Source organism: Pseudomonas sp. HLS-6 (assembly GCF_002753995.1).
Lineage (GTDB): Bacteria > Pseudomonadota > Gammaproteobacteria > Pseudomonadales > Pseudomonadaceae > Aquipseudomonas > Aquipseudomonas defluvii.
In genome coordinates this window covers 4,580,487-4,601,115 of record NZ_CP024478.1, presented here as the reverse complement: position 1 = coordinate 4,601,115, position 20,629 = coordinate 4,580,487, and the positions used below count along the sequence as shown (strand labels likewise).

The following is a 20,629-nucleotide window of genomic DNA, read 5'->3' as shown; positions in this document are numbered from 1 at the left end:
CGAAGCGGGTCGGGCGTTATGGGGGGTAAAAGGTCAGGCGACCAATTGCAGGGCTGTATCCAATGCGCGTTGCTTGATCTGGGCACCCTGGCCGAACCAGGCGGAGTCGAGGCGGTACTCCGTGCTGCGTGCCCGGCGCTCGTGATCGACGTACTCGGTTACGGCATTGAGCAAGCCCCAGGCAGTGCCGCGTGCTGAGTCCAGCTGGCTGCCACGGCCACGACCTTCGTACAGCTCCTGCACTTTGCGCAGAGCGCGCTCGTTGGGCAGTTGCTCCGGCAGGGCGCCGGTCGGGCTGGTCTCGCACATCACGTTCATGAAGAAGCCCAGTGCCTCATGCCACTGCACCTTGCGTTCAGCCAGGTGGCGCATGCGGTACATGAAGTCGTCCCATTGCGAGACGGCTATACCGAGCTGCTTCTTGACCAGATCGCTGTCGAAGCGGGTGCTGTGAGGCACCTTGATCGCACGGCTGGTGCCGTCCAAGGCGATGGTCAGCGTGTTGTTGCAGACTACGCGGATGGTGGTGGGCGTTGCCGTGGTGGCCAGGGTGCCGTCGCAGGAAGTGGCCAACAGCAGATAGCCATTCACCTGGTCGTTGCCCTTGATTGCGGCGCCCTGTCCGGTACGCGCCAACGCCCAGAATTTGCGACCGCCCTTAAGCACGCCAGCAGTTTCCAGCTCGTAGCCGGAGACCTCGGTCAAATCGCGGTAGAACTCCAGCACCTCACGAGGCTGGACGGTGTGGTATCGCTGCGACACCACCGACAGCGGTGCCTTGGTGTCCGAACGGTAGAGCACCTTCTGTTCGGGGAAGGAGTGGATCGCGCCCAGATGGCCGATTGCGTCCGACTTGAAGTGCACGGGGCTTTCCAGGATCTGCCAATCCATGCCGGCTTCGCGTTGCCAGACTTCGATGGGCTGTTTCTGCGGCAGGTTGTTGCCCAGGCCGTGCCACGGAGTAGCGCCAACGTAGGCCATTTGTTCGATTTGATGAGCCATGACGAATTTCCTTTGGGTGCGGGCCGGCATAAAGCGCCACGCAGAGCGCAGCACCGGCAATCAGTGATGTATAAGTAAGAGGGGAACGGTGGCCGGATCAGGCCGGCAGATTGAAGCGATGACCGCAGAGCAGGCAGAGGTTGTGGGCCAGGACGTGACGGTCGAGTGACTCGCCGAGCTGAGCGCCAATCGCACAGCCGCCGACGCTTCCGGCCAGGCCGCCGAGAATGGCGCCGGATACCGAACCAAGTGTGATACCGACAGGGCCGGCGATTACGCCGAGCGCTGCGCCGGCCTTGCCGCCTGCAAGAGCAGCACTGACGCCACGGGCGAGGCCACCGACAGCGCCGATGGCTGCGCCGGTTTTCATGGCGTGATGGAAAGAAGCGACTTTTGGGGAGTGACAGCGGGGGCACTGCAATGACATGGGACGAACCTCCTTGGTGCTGATGTCATTGCGGTAATGTGTTGCTGAGAATTTTTCGAATCGAATGGCTGCTTTGCAGCTGCGAAACCAAGGGGGGAACAGGCTACAGTCGGCCAGAAGCAGTCAGTCAATCATGCGTTACAGTGATTTTTTGCAGCTCTTTATAGAGCCGTTAGCTGCTGCCACCAATAATCCATAGGGCTGCCAGTCGTCAGACAGTCTTATTCTCGATCAGGCGATTGCCCCGTCGATGACCAGTAGCTCACCGGTGATGGAGCCAGAGTCCGGTCTTCGGATGCAGGACTCCTGGCTTTGCTCACTCAGCGCCGATCCCGGCCATCGGTTCAGTTTGGCCCCAGCCACCGCCCAGAGACCTGAACAGGTCAACCAGCGCAATCTGCCGTTCCGTGCTGATTTGAATTAGTGTGGTCTGGTTGCTAAAGGTGCTGCGCTGGGCGTCAAGATAACGCAGGTAGTCGTCCACACCGCCTTCATAACGGGCCTGGGCCAGCTTGAGCGCCTGTTCGCTGCTGTCGGCGAGCGCCCGCCGAGCCCCCTCTTCGCGGCGCAGGGTGTCAGTGGCGGCCAGGGCATCGGCGACTTCGCGGAAGGCGGTCTGGATGGTGCCTTCGTAGTCGACCACCGCCGCGTCCTGGCGCACTTCAGCGAGGTCCAGGTTGGCGCGGTTGCGGCCACCGGCGAAGATCGGCAGCGACAGCGTCGGGGCAAAGCTCCAGGCCCGCGAGCCGCCATCGAACAACCCGGACAACTCGGCACTGGAGCTGCCCACCGAACCGGTCAGGCTGATCCGGGGAAAGAACGCGGCGCGAGCTGCACCGATATCGGCATTGCGCGCCTTGAGGCGGTGCTCGCTGGCGAGAATGTCCGGGCGCCGTTCGATCAGTTCCGAGCTGGTGCCGGGGGCGATGTCCTGCAGCACCATCAGGTCGTCGCGGGGCGTCGCGGGCAGCAGGCGAGTGGCATCTGGCGTGCCGAGCAACAGGACCAGGGCGTTGTCCGCCTGGCGTAGCTGGCGTTCGGTGCTCTCGCGCTCGGCCCTCGCCTGTTCGGCAAGGCCGACCGCTTCCTGGTAATCCAGGGCGGTGGCGGCCCCCGCTGCACGGCGCTGGCTGACCAGCTCCAGCGAGGCCAGGCGGCTGTCCAGGGTTTGTTCGACCAGGGCCATGCGGCGTAGCGCACCATCGCGGGTCAGGTAGGCCTGGATGACCTCGGCAACCAGGCTGATCTGCGTGGCACGGGTCGCCTCCTCGGTCGCCAGGTAGGTCTCCAGCGCGGCCTCGGAGAGGCTGCGCACGCGGCCGAACAGGTCGACTTCGTACTCCGCGAGGCCGAGGCCGACCTGATAGTTGCTGGTCACTTCCGAGCGCCCGGTCTGCGACAGATCGGCAGGCAGGCGCTGGCGGTTGCCGCTGGCATTGGCGTTGATCGAAGGCAGGCGATCAGCACGCTGGATGCGGTACTGGGCACGCGCAGCTTCGATATCCAGCAGCGCCTGGCGCAGGCTGCGGTTGTTGCTCAGCGCCGTATCCACCGCGCGGCGCAGGTCGGCATCGACGATGAAGGTCTGCCAGTCCAGCGCCTGGGCACGGGTGCCCTCCGCGTCGGCGGCTTGCCAGTGCGACGCGACCGGTGCCTGCGGGCGCTCGTAGGTCGGGGCCAGCGAACAACCCGCCAGGGCGGCGATGGCCAGGGGCAGCAGAGCGCGACGGAGCATGAAGTGAGAGGTCATCGCATTACTCCGCTTTATGCAGGGGATGGTTGTCGGTTTGCTGAGGTTTGGTGCGCAGCAGCGACAGCACCCAGACGAAGAAGATCGGCACGAAGATCACCCCGAGCATGGTCGCGCTGAGCATCCCGCCCAGCACCCCGGTGCCCAGTGCGCGCTGGCTCGCAGCGCCGGCGCCAGTGGCGATGGCCAGCGGCACCACGCCGAGCATGAACGCCATGGAGGTCATGATGATCGGGCGGAAACGCAGGCGCGCGGCTTCGACAGCAGCATCGCGCAGCGAGTAGCCGTCTTCCCACAGGTCCTTGGCGAACTCGACGATGAGAATGGCGTTCTTCGCCGCCAGGCCGATCACGGTGATCAGGCCGACCTTGAAGTACACGTCGTTGGGCAGGCCGATAGCAGTCACCGCCAGTACCGCGCCGAGTGCGCCGACCGGCACGATCAGCATCACCGTCAGCGGGATCGCCCAGCTCTCGTAGAGCGCCACCAGCAGCAGGAACACCACGGTGATGGCCAGGGCGAACAGCATCGTCGCCTGCCCGCTGGCGACCCGCTCCTGATACGACAGCCCGGTCCACTCGTAACCGATACCTTCGGGCAGCTCGGCAGCGATGCGCTCCAGTTCGAGCATCGCCTCGCCAGTGCTCACGCCGGGCGCGGCGTCACCGGCAATGCGGATCGACGGGTAACCGTTGTAACGCGCGACCTGCACCGGGCCTTCTTCCCAGCTCGTGGTGACGAAAGCACTCAGCGGTACCAGGCTGCCGCTGTCGTTGGGCACATGCAGGCGCAGGACGCTTTCCGGTGTCATGCGCTCGGCCTGTTCGGCCTGTACCACCACGCGCTGCTGGCGGCCGGCGTTGGCGAAGTCGTTGATCACCGACGAGCCGAACGCAGTGGACAGCGCGCTGCTGATCGCTTCGAAGCTGACTCCCAGCGTGCGCGCCTGCTCACGGTCGATCACCAGGCGCAGCTGCGGCGCCTCGGCCAGACCTTCCATCATGGCGTAGAGGAACTTCGGATTGCCGTTGACCTTGCCCAGCACTTCATCGCGCGCTGCCAACAGGGCATCGCGGCCAAGGCCGGCGCGGTCCTGCAGGCGCAGGGCGAAACCACCCGAGTTGCCCAGGCCTTCGACCGGCGGTGGCGGCACCGCCATGATCGCGCCGTCATCGAGGTTGGCGAAGTGCTGGTTGACCGCAGCCGACTCGGCTTCCGGCGACTGCGAAGAATCTCGCTCGGACCAGTCCTTGAGCAGCGGGAAGGCAATGGCCGCGTTCTCACCCATGCCGGAGAAGCTGAAGCCGAGGACCAGGAAGGACGTCTGCACGGCCTCGCGGGCCATCAGAAACTCTTCCAGCTCCTCACCCGTGGCCGAGGTGCGCTCACGGGTGGCGCCTGGCGGCAACTGGATGTCGACGATCATGTAGCCCTGGTCTTCCACCGGCACGAAGGATTCCGGCAGGCGCAGGTAGAAGAAACCCATCAGCACCACCACGCCCAGGTAGATGAACATCACCCGCCCGGCGCGCGGCACCAGCTTGCCGTTGAGTTTGGTGTAGCGGCCGGTCAGGGCGGTGAACTTGCGGTTGAACCAGCCGAAGAAACCGGTCTTCTCGTGATGGCCTTCGGGGATCGGTTTGAGCAGCGTGGCGCACAGCGCCGGGGTGAAGGTCAGCGCGAGGAAGCCCGAGAACAGGATCGACACCGCCAGCGACAGCGAGAACTGCTGGTAGATCACCCCCACCGAGCCGGCCATGAAGGCCAGCGGCAGGAACACCGCCGACAGCACCAGGGTGATACCGATGATCGCCCCGGACACCTGCCCCATCGCCTTGATGGTCGCCGGCACCGGCGCCAGGCCTTCCTCGGCCATGATCCGCTCGACGTTCTCCACCACCACGATGGCGTCGTCCACCAGGATGCCGATGGCCAGCACCATGCCGAACATGGTCATCATGTTCACCGAGAAGCCAAGCAGGTACATGAAGGTCAGCGTACCGAGCAGACACACCGGCACGACGATGGACGGGATCAGGGTGTAGCGCACGTTCTGCAGGAACAGGAACATCACCAGGAACACCAGCACCATGGCCTCGATGAGGGTCATGATGACCTTGTCGATCGCCACGTCGACGAAGCGCGAGGTGTCGTACGGCACGGAGAACTCGACGTTGTCCGGGAAGTTGGCCGACAGCTCGGTCAGACGCTGCTTGACCGCCTCGGCGGTCTGGATCGCGTTGGCACCGGGCGACAGCTGCACGGCGGCGGCAACGGCGGGCTTGCCGTCCTGGCGCGAGCCGAAGTTGTAGTCCTGGCTGCCGACCTCGATGCGCGCCACGTCGCCCAGGGTCAGGCGCGAGCCGTCCTGGTTGGCACGCAGCACGATGGCGGCGAATTCCTGCGGGTTGTCCAGGGTACCCTTGACCGCCAGGGTCGCCGTCAGCTCCTGCTCGCTGGAACCCGGCGTGCTGCCGAAGGCACCGGCCGGCACCTGCACGTTCTGCGCGCGGATGGCGTTGTTCACGTCATCGATGGATAGGCCGTAGCCGACCAGCTTCTGCGGATCGATCCACACGCGCATGGCCGCCTCGGAGGCGAAGAACTGCAGCTTGCCGACGCCGTTCACGCGACGGATTTCGTTGTTGATGTTGCGCGCGGCGTAATCGGCCAGCGCCGTGACGTTGGCGTCCTTGTCGCCATCGGTGTAGCTCAGCGTATAGATCAGCAGGAAGCCGGCGGTGGCCTGCTCGGTCTGGATGCCGAGCGTCAGCACGGCCTGCGGCATGCGTGCCTCGGCCTTCTTCAGACGGTTCTGCACGTCAACCTGGGCCAGTTCGGGGTCGGTCCCTGGCTGGAAGGTGACGGTGATCTCGGCGATGCCGTTGGCGTTGCTGGTGGACTCGAAGTACAGCAGGTTCTTGGCGCCGTTGAGTTCTTCCTCGATGACGCTGGTCACCGAGTCGGTGAGCACCTGCGCCGAAGCGCCGGGATAGGTGGCGGTCACGGTGATCTGCGGCGGCGCCACGTTGGGGTACTGCGCCACCGGCAGGAACGGGATGGCCAGCAGGCCACCCAGCGAGATGAACAGGGCGACTACCCAGGCGAAATTGGGGCGCCGGATGAAAAACAGGGACATGAGAGGTTCTCCGGCTTACTGCGCCTGGGACTGTGGAGCGGCTTCGGCGGCATCTTGCTCGCGGGGGATGACCTTGGCGCCCGGACGGATAGCCGCCAGCGAGCTGGTGATCACCTTGTCGCCGACCTGCAGGCCCTCGCTGATTTGCCAGCGCGAGCCCTGCATGGCACCGGTGGTGACCTGGCGCGCCTCGACGGTATCGCCCTCCCCCAGCAGCATCACGCTGGCCTGGCCGTCAGCCGAACGCTGCACGGCACGTTGCGGCACCAGGATGGCGTTCTGGTCGAGCCCTTGCGGTGTGCGCACACGCACGTACATACCCGGCAGCAGCACGCCCTCGGGGTTGTCGAACTGGCCTCGCAGGGCGATCTGCCCGGTGCTGCGATCCACCGAGATATCGGTGAACAGCAGCGTGCCCTTGCGCTCGATATCGGTACCGTCGACACGCAGCGACAGCGGCTGGTCGCTCGCACCGGCAACCTTGCCCTCGGCGATTGCCGCGCGCAGGCGCAGGGCATCGGCAGCAGGCTGGGTGAAGTCGGCGTACACCGGATCGAGTTGCTGGATACGTGCCAGCAGCGTGGCTTCGCCCTGGCCTACCAGAGCCCCTTCGGTGACCTGGGCGCGACCGATACGCCCGGCGATGGGGGCGCGAACCTCGGCATAACCCAGGTCCAGGCGGGCAGTTTCGACATTGGCCTGGGCCGAGCGCTTGTCGGCCTGGGCGCTCTGCAGAGCGGCCTTGGCGTTGTCGAAATCCTGCTGGCTGACGGCGTCGATCTTCACCAGTGGTTCGTAACGGCGAACCATCGCCTGAGCCTGGAACAGCTGCGCCTCGGCGCGAGCCAGTTCACCTTGCGCCCGCGACAGGGCCGCCTTGAACGGCGCAGGGTCGATCTGGAACAGCACGTCACCGGCCTTCACGTCGGCCCCTTCCTCGAAGGTGCGCTTGAGCACGATCCCCGCCACCCGCGCGCGCACCTCGGCGACACGCACCGGCTCGATGCGCCCTGGTAGCTCGGCGAACACTGTGAAGGGCTCGGTCTTCACGCTGAGCACATCGACTTCACGCGCTGGCGCCTCTTCCCGTTGCTCTTCGGGCTTGTCGCAGCCAACCAGGGTCACGGCGATCAAATAGGAGATCACGGAAAAAGTGATCCATTCGCGGAATTTGTTCATATCTCACCCAAGCGCGAAGCCAGTACGTAGTCGAAGCCGCGCATGATCCACGCAAAAATCAAATGAGTCAATATTGACTCATTTGATTTTGGTGTGAACAAAGCTAGTATCCTCTTTGAGAAAAATGAGTGTTCTAGGCAAAATACCCGCATCTGCCCGCGATAGATAAAGAGTGACCGATGGATTTAACTGCTGCCGATGAGAAATTGCTGAAGGCCCTGGCGATCGCCATCGTTGACCACCCGCGAGCCACGTTCAAAGAAATAGCCCAGGCAGCGGGGGTCAGCAAGGCGACGCTCAACAGGTTTTGCGGCACCCGCGACAACCTGATCGAGATGCTTCTGAATCATGGTTCGGTGGTTATTTATAGGGTCATTGCCGATGCCGATCTTGAGGCGGCGCCCTTGGACGCATTGCATCGTCTGATCGAAGGCCATTTGATTCACAGGGAGTTGTTGGTATTCCTCTCATTCCAGTGGCGCCCGGACACGTTTGATTTAGATGCAGGCGGCTGCCGATGGCTGCCTTACTCGGAAACGCTGGACGAGTTCTTTCTCCGCGGGCAAAAACTGGGCGTATTCCGTATCGATATCGGTGCCCCGGCGCTTACCGAAATCTTCTCCTCCTTGATCTTCGGCCTGGTAGACGCCGAGCGCCGCGGCCGTATCGCACGCGCAGGTATGGCGGCGTTGATCGAGCAATTCTTCCTGAACGGGGCTTGCAACTACCAAACTTAACGGAAAGCAACGCTCAGTTTTTTTCCAACGGGTTGGCGGTGTCCGTTTTTGGCCGGTTTCTGACTGTTGCTACCGGCTGCTTTGTTGCTGACTGTGGATGGTCATTTTTCTCTCGTGCAGAACTCTGCCCATTCCGCCATCAGTGCCCTGCGCTTCTCCAGAAGATCGGAGCGCGAATAGGCCGCCTCCGTCTGGTCGCGTTCGTCATGGGCAAGCGCCAGCTCGCATACCTCGCGCGGGTAGTTGGTGCATTCGTTTGCCCAATCCCGGAAGGTGGATCGAAAGCCGTGCCTCGTGATGTCTGCATACCCCAGCTTTTGCAATAGATTGCGTAATGCGTTGCCATGCATGACGCCGCGTTTCCCTTGTCCAGGAAAAATGTAATTAGAATGCGTCTTATTCATATTTTTCAGCATCTCGACTATCTGTGGGGATAGCGGGATGACGAAAGGTTTTCGCATCTTCATACGCCCGGCCGGAAGTGCCCAGATGCCCGCTTCGAGGTCAAACTCGGACCATTGAGCATGTTGGATCATGTGGTAACGAGCGCCGGTCAGAATCAGCAGCCTGGCTGCGATGGCGTCACGTGTATTGATGTTGGCCAGGGAGGCTATCAGCTTCGGAGTGTCTTTCCATTGCAGTGCCGGAAAGTGCTGGCGCTGCCTGGCCTTCTTCTTCTCTGCCTTACTTAGCAAGTTGTCCAAATGTCCGCGCCAGCGGGCAGGATTGTCTCCCTCGCGTAAGCGCCGAGCCTTGGCTGCATCCAGTATTTGCTCGATCTGGCCCCTGACTTCATCAGCAGTGCGGGTTTTGGTTACCCAGATGGGTTGCAACGCAGCAAGCACATGCTCGGTGCTGATGATGTCAGCCGACAGCTTGCCCATAGTCGGGAAGGCGTAGAGCTCCAGCTTGCGTAGCCAGCCTTTCCGCCACTTCTCAGACCAACTGCCGCCATGTGCCTGTTGGTATTCGCGAGCGAGATCTTCGAACGTCGTGCGACGTGCTGCGGCTTGGCGTTCGGCCTCGCGCTTGGCTTCCTTTGCCGCGTCGCGGGTTGCCAGTGGGTCGCTTCCGGAGGCGAGGAGCTTGCGTTGGTCGGCGGCCAACTGCCGTGCTTGGCCGAGTGTGATGGCAGGGAAGGGGCCTAGCCCCATTTCGCGGCTGCGGCCATCCAGCTTGTAGCGGAAGATCCAGCTGGTGCCGCCGCTCTTGGATACCTGGAAGTACAGGCCATCGCCATCATTGGTTTTTCCTGGCGTTGCAGCCTTGGCTATCGACTCTACGGTCTTGCTGGTCAGCTTGCCCATTACTCGCTCCTACTCCAACCCACACCCCTCAACCCACACTCTGACCCACACCTTGGTTGCGGATTTTATGGATGGCTACGGGATGTCTTGGGACGGATGCTAAGCTGTAAGGCGCGTATTTGCTAGGGCTGTAGGATCTTGCTGGATTTCTTCGGGCAATAAAAAAGCCGGCTTGTGGCCGGCTTCTCGGGGACGGTCTTGGCTTATTTTTGGTAAGCCGCAACCGCCTTCAAATCGTTGCGTCGGCGCGAGGGCCGAAGGTGGCTGGACGCGAATGTATTGCGTCGCCAAACCCGTTGGCAGGCGCTCGGCTGCCAGGGGCTAAATGTGCGGCGTAGCATACTGACAATGGCGCGGTATGCCTAGTGGAAATTCACCTTGAGCGCTTTAGGCTGGCCGTTCGGTACGCCGTTGTCCCCACCAGAAGACCCAACCGAGAATTTCCAGGTGCTGCATTTTGGCCTGGGCCGGGCTGTAGCTTTCGCTGGGGAATTGCCGATTGTCGTAGCTGTGCAGGGCGATGGCACCACCCCGCAGGCGGCTGAGGGTGTGTATGCGCAGTCGGCCATTGTGCAGCAGGGCATAGAGTTCGCCTTCGACGATGCGGGTCAGGCTGCGGTCGATGGCCAGGGTCGCACCCTGTGACAGCAGCGGGGCCATGTTGGTGTCGGGCATGCTCAAGCAGAATGCTCGCGCGGGATCGACACCAAGCCGCTCGAGACTGCAGGCGGGCAGGCGCAGGTGGCGGTCGGCGATCACGCTCAGTTGTTTGTCCTTCACGCGGTAGAAGGGCAGTTGCGCGTCATCCTCTTTGTGCGCGGCCATCAGGCTGGTGTCGGGTGGTTCGACTTCGACTTCGGTCGGGGTGATGCGCGGTGCGGGTGGCGGATGCTTGGGCCCTTCGCCGCTGCGTAGCCATTTGCTGCAGACGCACAGGAGTTCTGCGATCTCATCGATACGCGCCAGGGGAACACCGCGGTTGAACCAGTTGTTGATGTGCTGCGGTGTCACTTTGCGGTGGGCGGCAAAGTCGGAGGGTGTCAGGTTGCACTCGCGCAGGAGGGCTTTCAAACGGCTGCCAGAAGTATTCATGAGGCCCGATTTTACGGGGCTCTGTGCGATCAGGATATAAACATTGGGTTGAAGAATTTCTCGGAGTTAAGGGTGTTTCCGAGGGATTTGCCGGATGTTTCTCGCGGCCCTAGGTGTTGGCTGGCACCCTGCTGATGCCATCGTAGGCAAGCCTACTCCTACAGGGGGCTATCTTTGCAGGCAACAAAAAGCCCCGCGAGCGGGGCTTTTTGTTCAGCGCGGTGCTTAGCCTTTGTAGGCGGCAACGGCCTTGGTGATTTCGGCGCGGGCGGCGTCTGCGTTGCCCCAACCGTCGATCTTCACCCATTTGCCTTTTTCGAGATCCTTGTAGTTCTCGAAGAAGTGCTTGATCTGCTCCAGCAGCAGGGCTGGCAGGTCGGTGTACTCTTTGACGTCGACGTACAGTTGCGACAGTTTGTCGTGCGGTACGGCGATGACTTTGGCGTCGCCGCCGCCGTCGTCAGTCATGTTCAGGATGCCGACCGGACGGGCGCGGATGACCGAACCTGGAGCCACTGGGTACGGGGTTACAACCAGCACGTCCAGCGGATCACCGTCATCAGCCAGGGTGTTCGGGATGAAACCGTAGTTGGCCGGGTAGAACATTGGGGTGGCCATGAAACGGTCGACGAACAGGCAATCGCTGTCCTTGTCGATTTCATATTTGATCGGCGCGTGATTGGCTGGAATCTCGATGGCGACGTAGATGTCGTTCGGCAGGTCTTTGCCAGCCGGAATCTTGCTGTAGCTCATTGGGCATTGCCCCCATGTTTGGCCAAAAATTGGTCGCGATTATAGGCACATTCCCACGCGCTTGCCACGCCCACCCGGATGCTTGGCATGCTCAGTCCTTGGCGTGGCGATAGTGGGGATGATGGCTGTGTAGTTGCTGTAGACGCAGCAGCGGGTCCTGGCGGTAGAACGCGCGCAGTTGCTGGTAGACCTTGGGGTAGGTTCGGGCCAGCAGGTCGGGGGCGCTGAAGAAATATTCGCTGGTGACCGCGAAGAATTCCGCCGGGCTTTCTGCGGCATAGGGGTCGATGGCGGTTTCGGCATCCGGGTGGCGGTCAAGTTGACGATTGAGGTCGTCATAGGCGTGTTGCATGGCTGACGCCCAATCGCTGACGCGCATGTCGCTGTGCAGCGGTGGCAGGCCGTTGGCATCACCGTTGAGCATGTCGAGTTTGTGCGCCAACTCATGGATGACCAGGTTATAGCCTTCCCAGCCACCACTGGCCAGAACGCCCGGCCAGGCCAGGATTACCGGGCCCTGCAACCACGCTTCGCCACTGTGCTCACCATCCCACTCATGTTCCACGCCGCTGGCGTCGCGGTGACGCTGTGGGCTGATGAAGTCGTCGGGGTAGAGGATGATTTCATGGAAGCCCTGGTACCAGTTCAGTTCACCCAGGTGCAGTAGGGGCAACTGCGCTTGAGCCGCCAGGTACAGGCGCTGTTCGGCATCCAGTTCGACGCCGGGCAGTGCGGTGAGGTGTTTTTCGCGCAAGAACAGCACGCAGGCGTCGCGCAGCCAGTGATCTTCTGCCTCGCTCAGACCGTCGAGCAGCGGCAGGCGTTCACGGATGCGCTGCCACAGCTGCGCATCGAGTGGGTACCGGGCCAATGTACGGCGGCGTCGCCAGGCGCTCAGGGACCACATGAGCGGGGCTTAGTTGGCCTTGGCGGCGTTGCGGTTGATGCGGTTGCGCACCAGGCTGATGATCATCGGCAGCATCGACACCAGAATGATCGCGACGATCATCAGCGACAGGTTTTTCTTGATGAACGGCACATTACCAAAGAAGTAGCCGAGGGTGACCAGGCCACCTACCCACAGGACGGAACCGGCGACGCTGAACGCCAGAAAACGGCTATAGGTCATTTTGGCGATACCGGCGACGAACGGTGCGAAGGTCCGCAGGATCGGCAGAAAGCGCGCCAGGGTGACAGTCTTGCCACCGTGGCGGTCGTAGAAATCGTGGGTTTGTTGCAGGTAATCGCGGCGGAAGATCTTCGAGTTGGGGTTGCGGAACAGTCGTTCGCCAGCGGTTCTGCCAATCACATAGTTGGTGCTGTCGCCCAGGATTGCCGCAGCCATCAGCAGGCCGCCAAGCAGCAATGGGTCCATGCCGCCGCCAGCGGCTACTGCGCCTGCGATGAACAGCAGTGAGTCGCCTGGCAGGAAGGGCGTCACCACAAGGCCTGTCTCGCAGAAGATCACCATGAACAGAATGGCGTAGATCCAGGGGCCGTAGTTGTTGACCAGTAAATCGAGGTAGGTATCAAGATGCAGGATAATGTCCAGCGGGTTGAAATCCATGTACGGCACCTGTGGTGAAAGCCCGTGCTGGCGGGCCTGCGATGACTGGCAGTGGGGTGTTTCGCGCGCGACACAGCGGCGTGCGAAAGCCTCCACTCAACGTGTGGTGCCGTATTATACGGCCGCAAACGGATTATTCCTGTGCTGTTTGTAGCGGAGGGTTTTGCTGGTGCATACCGGGCAGGCTCAAGGCCCGCCCGGCTGCCAGGTCAGTCCGACTGGATGGGGAGGATGTAGCTCTTGAACTCGGTGTCTTCACGAAAGCCGATGGACTCGTAGACTTTCATGGCCACGTCGTTGTTGGTGCTGGTGGAAACCCGCATGCGCACGGCATTGGTCTCCTTGGCCATCTTTTTCGCGGCGCGCATCAGGTGGTCGGCCACCAGTTGGCGGCGCGAGTCTTCGGCCACATAGATATCGTTGAGGATCCAGACGCGCTTGAGCGACAGCGAGGAGAAACTCGGATACAGCTGGCAGAAACCAAGCAGTTTGCTGTCGTCATCGTTGGCCAGTGCCAGGTAAATCACCGACTCACCACGCTTCAGGCGTTTTTCGAGAAATTTGCGTGAGGATTCGGGGTAAGGCGGTTGGCCGTAGAACTCGCGGTATTTGACGAAAAGCGGAGCAATCAGATCCAGATGCTCAAGGGTTGCTTTGATGATTCGCATAAGCAGTCCTCAGGTTCCTTTGGGGGTGGCGGCGAATCGCAGGGCAGCCGTAGCCCCGATGCTGCCTAAAGCGGAAAAAAAGCGCAATTGGCAAAAATGGACCCGAATCCGGGTCTTGTCGATTAGGAAATTTCAGTTTCTGGCGGAGGTTATTTCTGAATCCTGCCTGTGCGCCGGCGTGGGGCGGCAAGGCGGGCGATAAGGTAGCTGCAGTTGAGGGGGCGGTGAGGTCAAGCCAGTGCGGCCTTCAATCTGTTGAAGGCCGCACCGTACACTGGGTTAGAAGAAGCCCAATGGGTTGATGTCGTAGCTCACGAGCAGGTTTTTGGTCTGTTGGTAGTGATCAAGCATCATTTTGTGGGTTTCACGACCCACGCCCGACTTCTTGTAGCCACCGAAAGCGGCGTGTGCCGGGTACAGGTGGTAGCAGTTGGTCCACACGCGACCGGCCTTGATCCCGCGGCCCATGCGGTAAGCACGGTTGATGTCGCGAGTCCATACGCCCGCGCCCAGCCCGAACTCGGTGTCGTTGGCGATGGCCAGGGCTTCCGCCTCGTCCTTGAAGGTGGTGACGCTTACCACGGGGCCGAAGATCTCTTCCTGGAACACCCGCATCGTGTTGTTGCCTTTGAGCAGGGTCGGTTGGATGTAATAACCGGTGGCCAGGCTGCCTTCGAGCTTCTCCACCTTGCCGCCGGTCAGCAGTTCAGCACCTTCCTTCTCGGCGATCTCCAGGTAGGACAGGATCTTGTCGAATTGCTGCTCAGAGGCCTGGGCGCCGACCATGGTGTCGGTGTCCAGTGGGTCGCCACGTTTGATCTGTTTGATCTTCTTCATCACTTCTTGCATGAACGCCGGGTAGATCGACTCTTGTACCAGCGCACGCGATGGGCAGGTGCAGACCTCGCCCTGGTTGAAGAATGCCAGCACCAGGCCTTCGGCGGCTTTTTCGATGAAGGCCGGTTCGGCTTGCATGATGTCTTCGAAGAAGATGTTCGGCGATTTGCCGCCCAGCTCAACAGTGGACGGAATGATGTTCTCAGCCGCACATTTCATGATGTGCGAACCAACCGGCGTGGAGCCGGTGAAGGCGATCTTGGCGATGCGCTTGCTGGTGGCGAGTGCTTCACCGGCTTCACGGCCGAAACCTTGCACCACGTTGAGTACACCAGGTGGCAGCAGGTCACCAATGACTTCCATCAGCACGGTAATGCCCAGCGGGGTTTGCTCGGCGGGTTTGAGCACGATGCAGTTACCGGCAGCCAGTGCCGGAGCCAGTTTCCAGGCCGCCATCAGGATCGGGAAGTTCCACGGGATGATCTGTCCGACCACACCCAGCGGTTCATGGATGTGGTAGGCCACGGTGTTGCCGTCGATCTCGGCGGCGCTGCCTTCCTGGGCACGCAGGCAACCGGCGAAGTAACGGAAGTGGTCAGCTGCCAGCGGAATATCGGCGTTCAGGGTTTCACGAACCGCTTTGCCGTTGTCCCAGGTTTCAGTGATGGCCAGCAGTTCAAGGTTCTGCTCGATACGGTCGGCGATCTTCAGCAGGATCAGCGAGCGGGCTTGTACCGAGGTGCTGCCCCAGGCGTCGGCGGCGGCATGGGCGGCATCCAGAGCTTTTTCGATGTCTTCGGCAGTGGAGCGCGGGAATTCGGCGATCGGTTGGCCGTTCACTGGCGAGGTGTTGGTGAAGTACTCACCTTTGACCGGGGCGACGAACTCGCCATTGATGTAGTTCCCGTAACGGCTCTTGAAGGAAACGATTGCGCCTTCGGTACCTGGGTGTGCGTAACGCATGGTGTGTCTCCTGGCTTTTGTGCTTGTTGGGGAGGATATAGAGCGTAGAGCAAAGCGCGGGCCACTGCTGGCAGGTCTATGTAAATCAAGGGCTTGATGGGATTCTGCGGGTGCGCGCGGGCTTGGTTGTCGCATTTCTGGGACGGTGGGGGTGACACTTTGTGCCAGATGCGGGACAACCTGTGACTCAGCGGTCGTACTGACATTGCAAAGCGTCAGCGGCTGGAGGATGCTGGGTTGTACCGCTTCCGGGGAGAACAATAAAAAGTGCAGAGCAATCATTTGAGCCGGCACGCTCGGCAAGTGCTTACGGTGACTCAGGGCAAGGCCCACTTGCAGGGGCCGGGCAGCGATCCATCCATCGCCCGTTCCTGGCTGCGTTGTCTGGAGGACTATCATCTCGATCCGGCCATGGCGATGGCACCGACCGTGCTTGAGCATGGGCGTCTCCTGGAAAGCCGAGAGCGCCTGCAGCAGGTGCTGCAGATTGCCGGCAACGAGATGAACACGCTGCATCAACAGCTTTCCGGCGCAGGCCATGCGGTGCTGCTGACCGATGCGCGTGGGGTAATCCTCAACTGTGTAACGGCGCCGACCGAGCGCAAAATCTTCGAGCGTGCCGGGCTCTGGCTCGGCGCCGACTGGAGCGAGGCCAGTGAAGGCACCAACGGGATTGGTACCTGTCTGGTCGAGCGTCAAGCCGTCACTATTCATCAGGAAGAGCATTTTCGTGGCCGTCATACCGGCCTGACCTGCTCTGCCAGCCCGGTGTTCGACCCCCATGGCGAACTGCTTGCGGTGCTTGACGTATCGTCGGCACGCCCTGAGGTCTCGCGGCAAAGTCAGTTTCACACCATGGCGTTGGTCAACCTCTCGGCGAAGATGATCGAGAGCTGTTACTTCCTGCGCCATTTCGAAAACCAGTGGCTACTGCGCTTTCATTTGCAGGCCGAGTCGGTGGGCCTGTTCAGCGAGGGGTTGCTGGCGTTTGAGGGGGATGGACGTATCTGCGCGGCCAACCAGAGCGCCCTGAACTTGCTTGGGCATGTTCGCGGCGGCCTGCTTGGAAAGCCTGTGGAGATGTTCTTCGAGTGTTCACTGGATGAGTTGCTGGGGCGTGCTACGGCTCAGGCCAATGCCAGTTGGCCGTTGCGTACGCGTGATGGTCGCCAGTTGTTTGCCAGTGTGCGCGGTCAGGTTCGGGCGCCACAACCGTCGTCATTGGCCGCGGTGGCGTTGCCGCCGCCAGCACCGATTACGGGTTCGATTTGCCTGGTCGACCCTGCATTGCAGAACGATTTTCGTCGCGCCGTGCGGGTGTTCGAGCGCGATGTGCCATTGCTGCTCAATGGCGAGACCGGGTGTGGCAAGGAGGCCTTTGCCAAGGCCGTGCATCAGGCCAGTCAGCGTGCGGCAAAGCCGTTCGTCGCCCTGAACTGTGCCTCGATCCCTGAGAGCCTGATCGAGAGTGAGCTGTTTGGCTATCGCGGCGGCTCGTTCACCGGTGCACGTAAGGAGGGGATGCGTGGGAAGCTGCAACAGGCCGATGGCGGCACCCTGTTGCTGGATGAAATCGGTGATATGCCGCTGGCGCTGCAAACCCGCCTGCTGCGTGTGCTTGAAGAGCGCAGGGTCGTGCCGATTGGTGGTGAACCCCAGGCCGTGGATGTCCGCATCATCAGCGCCACCCACCGCAACCTGCTGGAGCGGGTCGAGGACGGCAGTTTCCGCGAAGACCTCTACTACCGGCTGAACGGCCTGGAAGTGGCCTTGCCGGCTCTGCGTGAACGCAGTGACAAGGCCCAGTTGCTAGATTTTCTGCTGGCGGAGGAAGCTGCGGGGCAGGTTGTCCGTCTGGAGGCGAAGGCGCGACATGCCTTGCTCGATTTCGCCTGGCCCGGCAACGTGCGCCAGTTGCGCAACGTCCTGCGCACATTGGTTGCGCTCGCGGAGGGCGAAGAGATTACCTTCAACGACCTGCCGCCATTGATTCGTCGGCCGCCAGTTGCTGCGATACCCACGGTTTCCAGCGAGGCGCCTGAACATCCACTTGAGGATGCTGAACGCAGCGCTTTGCTGGCTGTGCTGGAGCAGCAACGCTGGCACATGAGCCATGTGGCGGCGCACTTGGGCGTGAGTCGCAATACCTTGTACCGAAAACTGCGCAAGCATGGTATTGCCCGGGACGCCTGAACGAAAGGATGCGATTTTCCCCGCCCTGGGCTACCCTGCCTCGATGTTTTGCGAGGTCGACCATGCACATTCACATTCTCGGTATTTGCGGCACTTTCATGGGTTCGCTGGCGGTGTTGGCCAAGGAGCTTGGCCACCGCGTCACGGGCTCCGACGCCAACGTCTATCCACCGATGAGCACTCAGCTTCAGGCCCAGGGCATTGAGCTGACCCAAGGCTATGATGCCAGCCAGCTGGATCCGGCACCGGACCTGGTGGTCATCGGCAATGCCCTGTCGCGTGGTAATCCCGCGGTGGAGTATGTGCTGAATAAAGGCCTGCCTTATGTATCCGGCCCGCAGTGGCTGGCCGATCATGTGCTGCAAGGGCGTTGGGTGCTGGCCGTGGCCGGAACCCATGGCAAAACCACCACCAGCAGCATGCTGGCCTGGGTGTTGGAGCATGCCGGGATGAGCCCAGGCTTCCTGATCGGCGGCGTGCCACAGAACTTCTCGGTGTCGGCGCGCTTGGGCGATACGCCGTTCTTCGTGGTTGAGGCTGATGAATATGACAGCGCCTTCTTCGACAAGCGTTCGAAGTTCGTCCACTACCGTCCGCGTACTGCCATCCTGAATAACCTTGAATTCGATCATGCGGATATTTTCCCGGATCTGGCAGCTATCGAGCGGCAGTTCCACCATCTGGTGCGCACGATCCCGAGTGAAGGCCTGATCATTCACCCCACCACTGAGCCAGCCTTGCAGCGCGTGATTGAGATGGGCTGCTGGACCCCGGTCCAGACCACGGGTGTTGGCGGTCAGTGGCAGGTCAAGCTGCTCAGTGCTGACGGTTCGCGTTTTGAAGTCAGCTTTGAAGGCGAGTCGCAAGGGGTGGTCGAGTGGGAACTGACCGGTCAGCACAACGTCGCCAACGCCTTGGCCACGTTGGCTGCTGCTCGCCATGTTGGTGTGGTGCCGTCGATGGGTATCGCCGCGCTGAGCGCCTTCAAAAGCGTGAAGCGGCGCATGGAGAAAGTCGCTGAAGTACAAGGCGTGACGATTTATGACGACTTTGCACACCATCCGACGGCGATCGCCACCACGCTGGATGGCCTGCGCAAGCGTATTGGCGATGCACCACTGATCGCCGTGATTGAACCGCGTTCGAACTCAATGAAGCTGGGCGCGCACCGCGATGGCCTGCCGGAAAGCGTACGCCAGGCCGATCAGGTGATCTGGTATGCACCGCCTAACCTGGGTTGGGATCTGGCGGCCACGGCAGCCCAGTGCCCGGTACCTGCGGTGGTGGCTGACAGCCTGGAAGCGATCATTGCCCGGGTGAAAAGCCAGGCCAAGCCCGGTACTCAAGTCGTGATCATGAGTAATGGCGGCTTTGGTGGCCTGCATGGGAAGTTGGCCGAGGCCCTGCGATGAGCGGGCCGGAACGCATCACGCTGGCCATGACCGGGGCCTCGGGGGCGCAGTACGGCCTGCGCCTGCTTGATTGCCTGGTGCGCGAAGACCGAGAGGTGCATTTCCTGATCTCCAAGGCTGCGCAGTTGGTCATGGCGACGGAAACCGATGTGCTGCTGCCGGCCAAGCCACAGGCAATGCAGGCCTTTCTGACCGAGTACACCGGCGCCGCCGCAGGGCAGATTCGTGTGTACGGCAAGGAAGACTGGATGTCGCCGGTGGCTTCAGGTTCCGGTGCACCGGCAGCGATGGTGGTCGTGCCGTGCTCCACGGGCACGCTTTCGGCCATTGCGACCGGCGCCTGTAACAACCTGATCGAGCGGGCGGCGGATGTCACTCTGAAAGAACGTCGGCAGTTGATTCTGGTACCGCGTGAGGCGCCGTTCTCCACCATTCACCTGGAGAACATGCTCAAGCTGTCGAACATGGGCGCGGTGATTCTGCCAGCGGCTCCAGGTTTCTATCATCAGCCGCAAACCATTGACGACCTGATTGATTTTGTCGTCGCGCGCATTCTCAATGTGCTGAACATTCCTCAGGACATGTTGCCGCGTTGGGGTGAGCACCATGTCGGCGGTGAGGATTGAAACGTTCAGTTTTACTGGTGATGGTGCTGGCGCTGGCGCTGCTCAGTGGTTGCGCCAGCGTACGCACGCTGGACGCGGCCAAGCCAGGGGCACCGATTGTATACTCCGGTACGCGCCTTGATCTGTATGCCATGCAGGGCGGGTGTTGCCCCATGGACCGTTTTGGTGCTGAGGCGCCGGCGTATCCCGGGCTTGATCTGCCCGCGAGCGCGTTGCTCGACACGCTGCTGTTGCCGCTGTCGTTGTTGACCGTGCTGGGTGTCAGCTTTCAGGCCACCGGCGGTTTGTAACCGGCCATCGCCGCCGTGCCGGCGATGGCCGGGCAGGGCTTACTTCTTGCCCAGCCTGCGCAGTTCATCGGACTCCACCACGCGAGTGCCGTCCTGCTCTTCCAGCGCCAGGCGCCACAATGCCCGCGCCAGTTCACAGGCTTCAATCCCGTGGTACTTGCCCGGTAGCAGTCGTGCCAGCGGTGCTGCCAAGCGCTCAGCGGTGCGTGGTTCGATGCGTTCGCCGAGCAGCAGGGACGGCCGGGCGATGGTGAGTTGCGGCCAGTCTTGTGCTTTCAACGCTTCTTCCATTTCCCCTTTTACCCGGTTGTAGAACACCGACGATTTTGGGTCTGCGCCGAGTGAGCTCACCACCAGCAAGTGGCGCGCGCCCATTTCGCGGGCGCGCTTGCTGAAAGCAACAACCATGTCCAGGTCGACCGCGCGGAATGCCGTTTCTGAGCCTGCCTGTTTGATGGTGGTGCCCAGGCAGCAGAAGGCGATATCGACACGGCCGCTGAGTTGGGGCAGAAAAACCGCAGGGTCACCCACCGGGTTCTCTAGATGTGGGTGTTTGGCCAGTGGTCGACGGGTAGGGGCAAGAACGCGGCTGACGGTGGGTTCGCTGAGCAGCCGATCCAGTAAATGTTCACCGGTCAGTCCGGTGGCTCCGGCAAGCAGGATGTGCTGAGGCGTCAAGTACATGAT

Annotated in this window: 18 protein-coding genes; 5 read left to right on the top strand and 13 right to left on the bottom strand. The window is 61.7% G+C overall.

Annotated elements, in window-relative coordinates; genetic code table 11:
- Positions 1-33: 33 nt before the first annotated feature.
- The 5 genes from CS390_RS21620 to tmexC all read right to left on the bottom strand — a co-directional run bounded on the left by CS390_RS21620 (position 34) and on the right by tmexC (position 7,497).
- The gene (locus CS390_RS21620; protein ID WP_099775929.1) at positions 34-1,002 is read right to left on the bottom strand and encodes a DUF932 domain-containing protein; all 969 of its coding nucleotides are present in this window, start codon (positions 1,000-1,002) and stop codon (positions 34-36) included.
- Between the two features lie 97 nt (positions 1,003-1,099).
- Positions 1,100-1,429 (bottom strand): hypothetical protein, encoded by a 330-nt coding sequence (locus CS390_RS21615; protein WP_099775928.1) that lies wholly within the window; start codon positions 1,427-1,429, stop codon positions 1,100-1,102.
- A gap of 316 nt (positions 1,430-1,745) precedes the next feature.
- Positions 1,746-3,179, bottom strand: coding sequence for a multidrug efflux transporter outer membrane subunit TOprJ (gene toprJ, locus CS390_RS21610; protein ID WP_090519106.1), 1,434 nt, complete (start codon positions 3,177-3,179; stop codon positions 1,746-1,748).
- A gap of 4 nt (positions 3,180-3,183) precedes the next feature.
- Complete coding sequence (gene tmexD, locus CS390_RS21605; protein ID WP_090519107.1) at positions 3,184-6,318, bottom strand: multidrug efflux RND transporter permease subunit TMexD; 3,135 nt, start codon at positions 6,316-6,318, stop codon at positions 3,184-3,186.
- Positions 6,319-6,333: 15 nt separating this feature from the next.
- Positions 6,334-7,497, bottom strand: coding sequence for a multidrug efflux RND transporter periplasmic adaptor subunit TMexC (tmexC, locus tag CS390_RS21600; protein WP_090519108.1), 1,164 nt, complete (start codon positions 7,495-7,497; stop codon positions 6,334-6,336).
- Positions 7,498-7,676: 179 nt separating this feature from the next.
- Between tmexC and CS390_RS21595 the strand changes: the two genes are divergently transcribed.
- Complete coding sequence (locus CS390_RS21595; RefSeq protein WP_090519109.1) at positions 7,677-8,234, top strand: TetR/AcrR family transcriptional regulator; 558 nt, start codon at positions 7,677-7,679, stop codon at positions 8,232-8,234.
- Positions 8,235-8,335: 101 nt separating this feature from the next.
- Here the strand turns inward: CS390_RS21595 and CS390_RS21590 are convergent, their stop codons facing one another.
- The 7 genes from CS390_RS21590 to CS390_RS21555 form a co-directional block, all read right to left on the bottom strand.
- On the bottom strand, positions 8,336-9,541 hold the full coding sequence (locus tag CS390_RS21590; RefSeq protein WP_099775926.1) for an integrase arm-type DNA-binding domain-containing protein: 1,206 nt from the start codon (positions 9,539-9,541) through the stop codon (positions 8,336-8,338).
- A gap of 387 nt (positions 9,542-9,928) precedes the next feature.
- Positions 9,929-10,633, bottom strand: a complete 705-nt coding sequence (locus CS390_RS21580; protein WP_099775922.1) for an XRE family transcriptional regulator — start codon at positions 10,631-10,633, stop codon at positions 9,929-9,931.
- A gap of 225 nt (positions 10,634-10,858) precedes the next feature.
- A complete protein-coding gene (gene ppa, locus CS390_RS21575) occupies positions 10,859-11,386 on the bottom strand; it encodes an inorganic diphosphatase (RefSeq protein ID WP_065761987.1) in 528 nt (175 codons plus the stop codon).
- 91 nt (positions 11,387-11,477) lie between these two features.
- Positions 11,478-12,293: a zinc-dependent peptidase gene (locus tag CS390_RS21570; RefSeq protein WP_065761986.1), complete on the bottom strand. Its 816-nt coding sequence runs from the start codon at positions 12,291-12,293 to the stop codon at positions 11,478-11,480.
- Between the two features lie 9 nt (positions 12,294-12,302).
- A complete protein-coding gene (locus CS390_RS21565) occupies positions 12,303-12,953 on the bottom strand; it encodes a DedA family protein (RefSeq protein WP_065761985.1) in 651 nt (216 codons plus the stop codon).
- Positions 12,954-13,162: 209 nt separating this feature from the next.
- A complete protein-coding gene (locus tag CS390_RS21560) occupies positions 13,163-13,621 on the bottom strand; it encodes a GNAT family N-acetyltransferase (RefSeq protein ID WP_065761984.1) in 459 nt (152 codons plus the stop codon).
- A 279-nt stretch (positions 13,622-13,900) separates the two neighbouring features.
- Positions 13,901-15,421, bottom strand: coding sequence for an aldehyde dehydrogenase family protein (locus CS390_RS21555; RefSeq protein WP_099775920.1), 1,521 nt, complete (start codon positions 15,419-15,421; stop codon positions 13,901-13,903).
- 267 nt (positions 15,422-15,688) lie between these two features.
- Here CS390_RS21555 and CS390_RS21550 point away from each other — a divergent pair, with 267 nt between their 5' ends.
- From CS390_RS21550 to CS390_RS21535, 4 genes are all read left to right on the top strand, one after another.
- The gene (locus tag CS390_RS21550; protein ID WP_099775918.1) at positions 15,689-17,614 is read left to right on the top strand and encodes a sigma-54-dependent Fis family transcriptional regulator; all 1,926 of its coding nucleotides are present in this window, start codon (positions 15,689-15,691) and stop codon (positions 17,612-17,614) included.
- Between the two features lie 62 nt (positions 17,615-17,676).
- A complete protein-coding gene (gene mpl / locus CS390_RS21545) occupies positions 17,677-19,026 on the top strand; it encodes a UDP-N-acetylmuramate:L-alanyl-gamma-D-glutamyl-meso-diaminopimelate ligase (protein WP_065761865.1) in 1,350 nt (449 codons plus the stop codon).
- The gene (ubiX, locus tag CS390_RS21540; protein ID WP_065761866.1) at positions 19,023-19,652 is read left to right on the top strand and encodes a flavin prenyltransferase UbiX; all 630 of its coding nucleotides are present in this window, start codon (positions 19,023-19,025) and stop codon (positions 19,650-19,652) included. Before mpl ends, ubiX begins: the two co-directional genes overlap by 4 nt.
- A 20-nt stretch (positions 19,653-19,672) precedes the next feature.
- Entirely contained in the window at positions 19,673-19,942 is a 270-nt protein-coding gene (locus CS390_RS21535) for a YceK/YidQ family lipoprotein (protein ID WP_099775916.1), read from the top strand.
- 39 nt (positions 19,943-19,981) lie between these two features.
- On the opposite strand, the gene CS390_RS21530 is transcribed toward CS390_RS21535, so the two are convergent.
- On the bottom strand, positions 19,982-20,626 hold the full coding sequence (locus CS390_RS21530) for an oxidoreductase (RefSeq protein WP_099775914.1): 645 nt from the start codon (positions 20,624-20,626) through the stop codon (positions 19,982-19,984).
- Between the last annotated feature and the right edge of the window lie 3 nt (positions 20,627-20,629).

Coding starts and splice junctions, on each gene's coding strand:
- tmexC (WP_090519108.1), bottom strand. CDS start 7,497: ATGAACAAATTCCGCGAATGGATCACTTTTTCCGTGATCTCCTATTTG.
- toprJ (WP_090519106.1), bottom strand. CDS start 3,179: ATGACCTCTCACTTCATGCTCCGTCGCGCTCTGCTGCCCCTGGCCATC.
- CS390_RS21555 (WP_099775920.1), bottom strand. CDS start 15,421: ATGCGTTACGCACACCCAGGTACCGAAGGCGCAATCGTTTCCTTCAAG.
- CS390_RS21595 (WP_090519109.1), top strand. CDS start 7,677: ATGGATTTAACTGCTGCCGATGAGAAATTGCTGAAGGCCCTGGCGATC.
- CS390_RS21570 (WP_065761986.1), bottom strand. CDS start 12,293: ATGTGGTCCCTGAGCGCCTGGCGACGCCGCCGTACATTGGCCCGGTAC.
- CS390_RS21590 (WP_099775926.1), bottom strand. CDS start 9,541: ATGGGCAAGCTGACCAGCAAGACCGTAGAGTCGATAGCCAAGGCTGCA.
- CS390_RS21530 (WP_099775914.1), bottom strand. CDS start 20,626: ATGTACTTGACGCCTCAGCACATCCTGCTTGCCGGAGCCACCGGACTG.
- tmexD (WP_090519107.1), bottom strand. CDS start 6,318: ATGTCCCTGTTTTTCATCCGGCGCCCCAATTTCGCCTGGGTAGTCGCC.
- CS390_RS21615 (WP_099775928.1), bottom strand. CDS start 1,429: ATGTCATTGCAGTGCCCCCGCTGTCACTCCCCAAAAGTCGCTTCTTTC.
- CS390_RS21580 (WP_099775922.1), bottom strand. CDS start 10,633: ATGAATACTTCTGGCAGCCGTTTGAAAGCCCTCCTGCGCGAGTGCAAC.
- mpl (WP_065761865.1), top strand. CDS start 17,677: ATGCACATTCACATTCTCGGTATTTGCGGCACTTTCATGGGTTCGCTG.
- CS390_RS21620 (WP_099775929.1), bottom strand. CDS start 1,002: ATGGCTCATCAAATCGAACAAATGGCCTACGTTGGCGCTACTCCGTGG.
- ppa (WP_065761987.1), bottom strand. CDS start 11,386: ATGAGCTACAGCAAGATTCCGGCTGGCAAAGACCTGCCGAACGACATC.
- CS390_RS21560 (WP_065761984.1), bottom strand. CDS start 13,621: ATGCGAATCATCAAAGCAACCCTTGAGCATCTGGATCTGATTGCTCCG.
- ubiX (WP_065761866.1), top strand. CDS start 19,023: ATGAGCGGGCCGGAACGCATCACGCTGGCCATGACCGGGGCCTCGGGG.
- CS390_RS21565 (WP_065761985.1), bottom strand. CDS start 12,953: ATGGATTTCAACCCGCTGGACATTATCCTGCATCTTGATACCTACCTC.
- CS390_RS21535 (WP_099775916.1), top strand. CDS start 19,673: ATGGTGCTGGCGCTGGCGCTGCTCAGTGGTTGCGCCAGCGTACGCACG.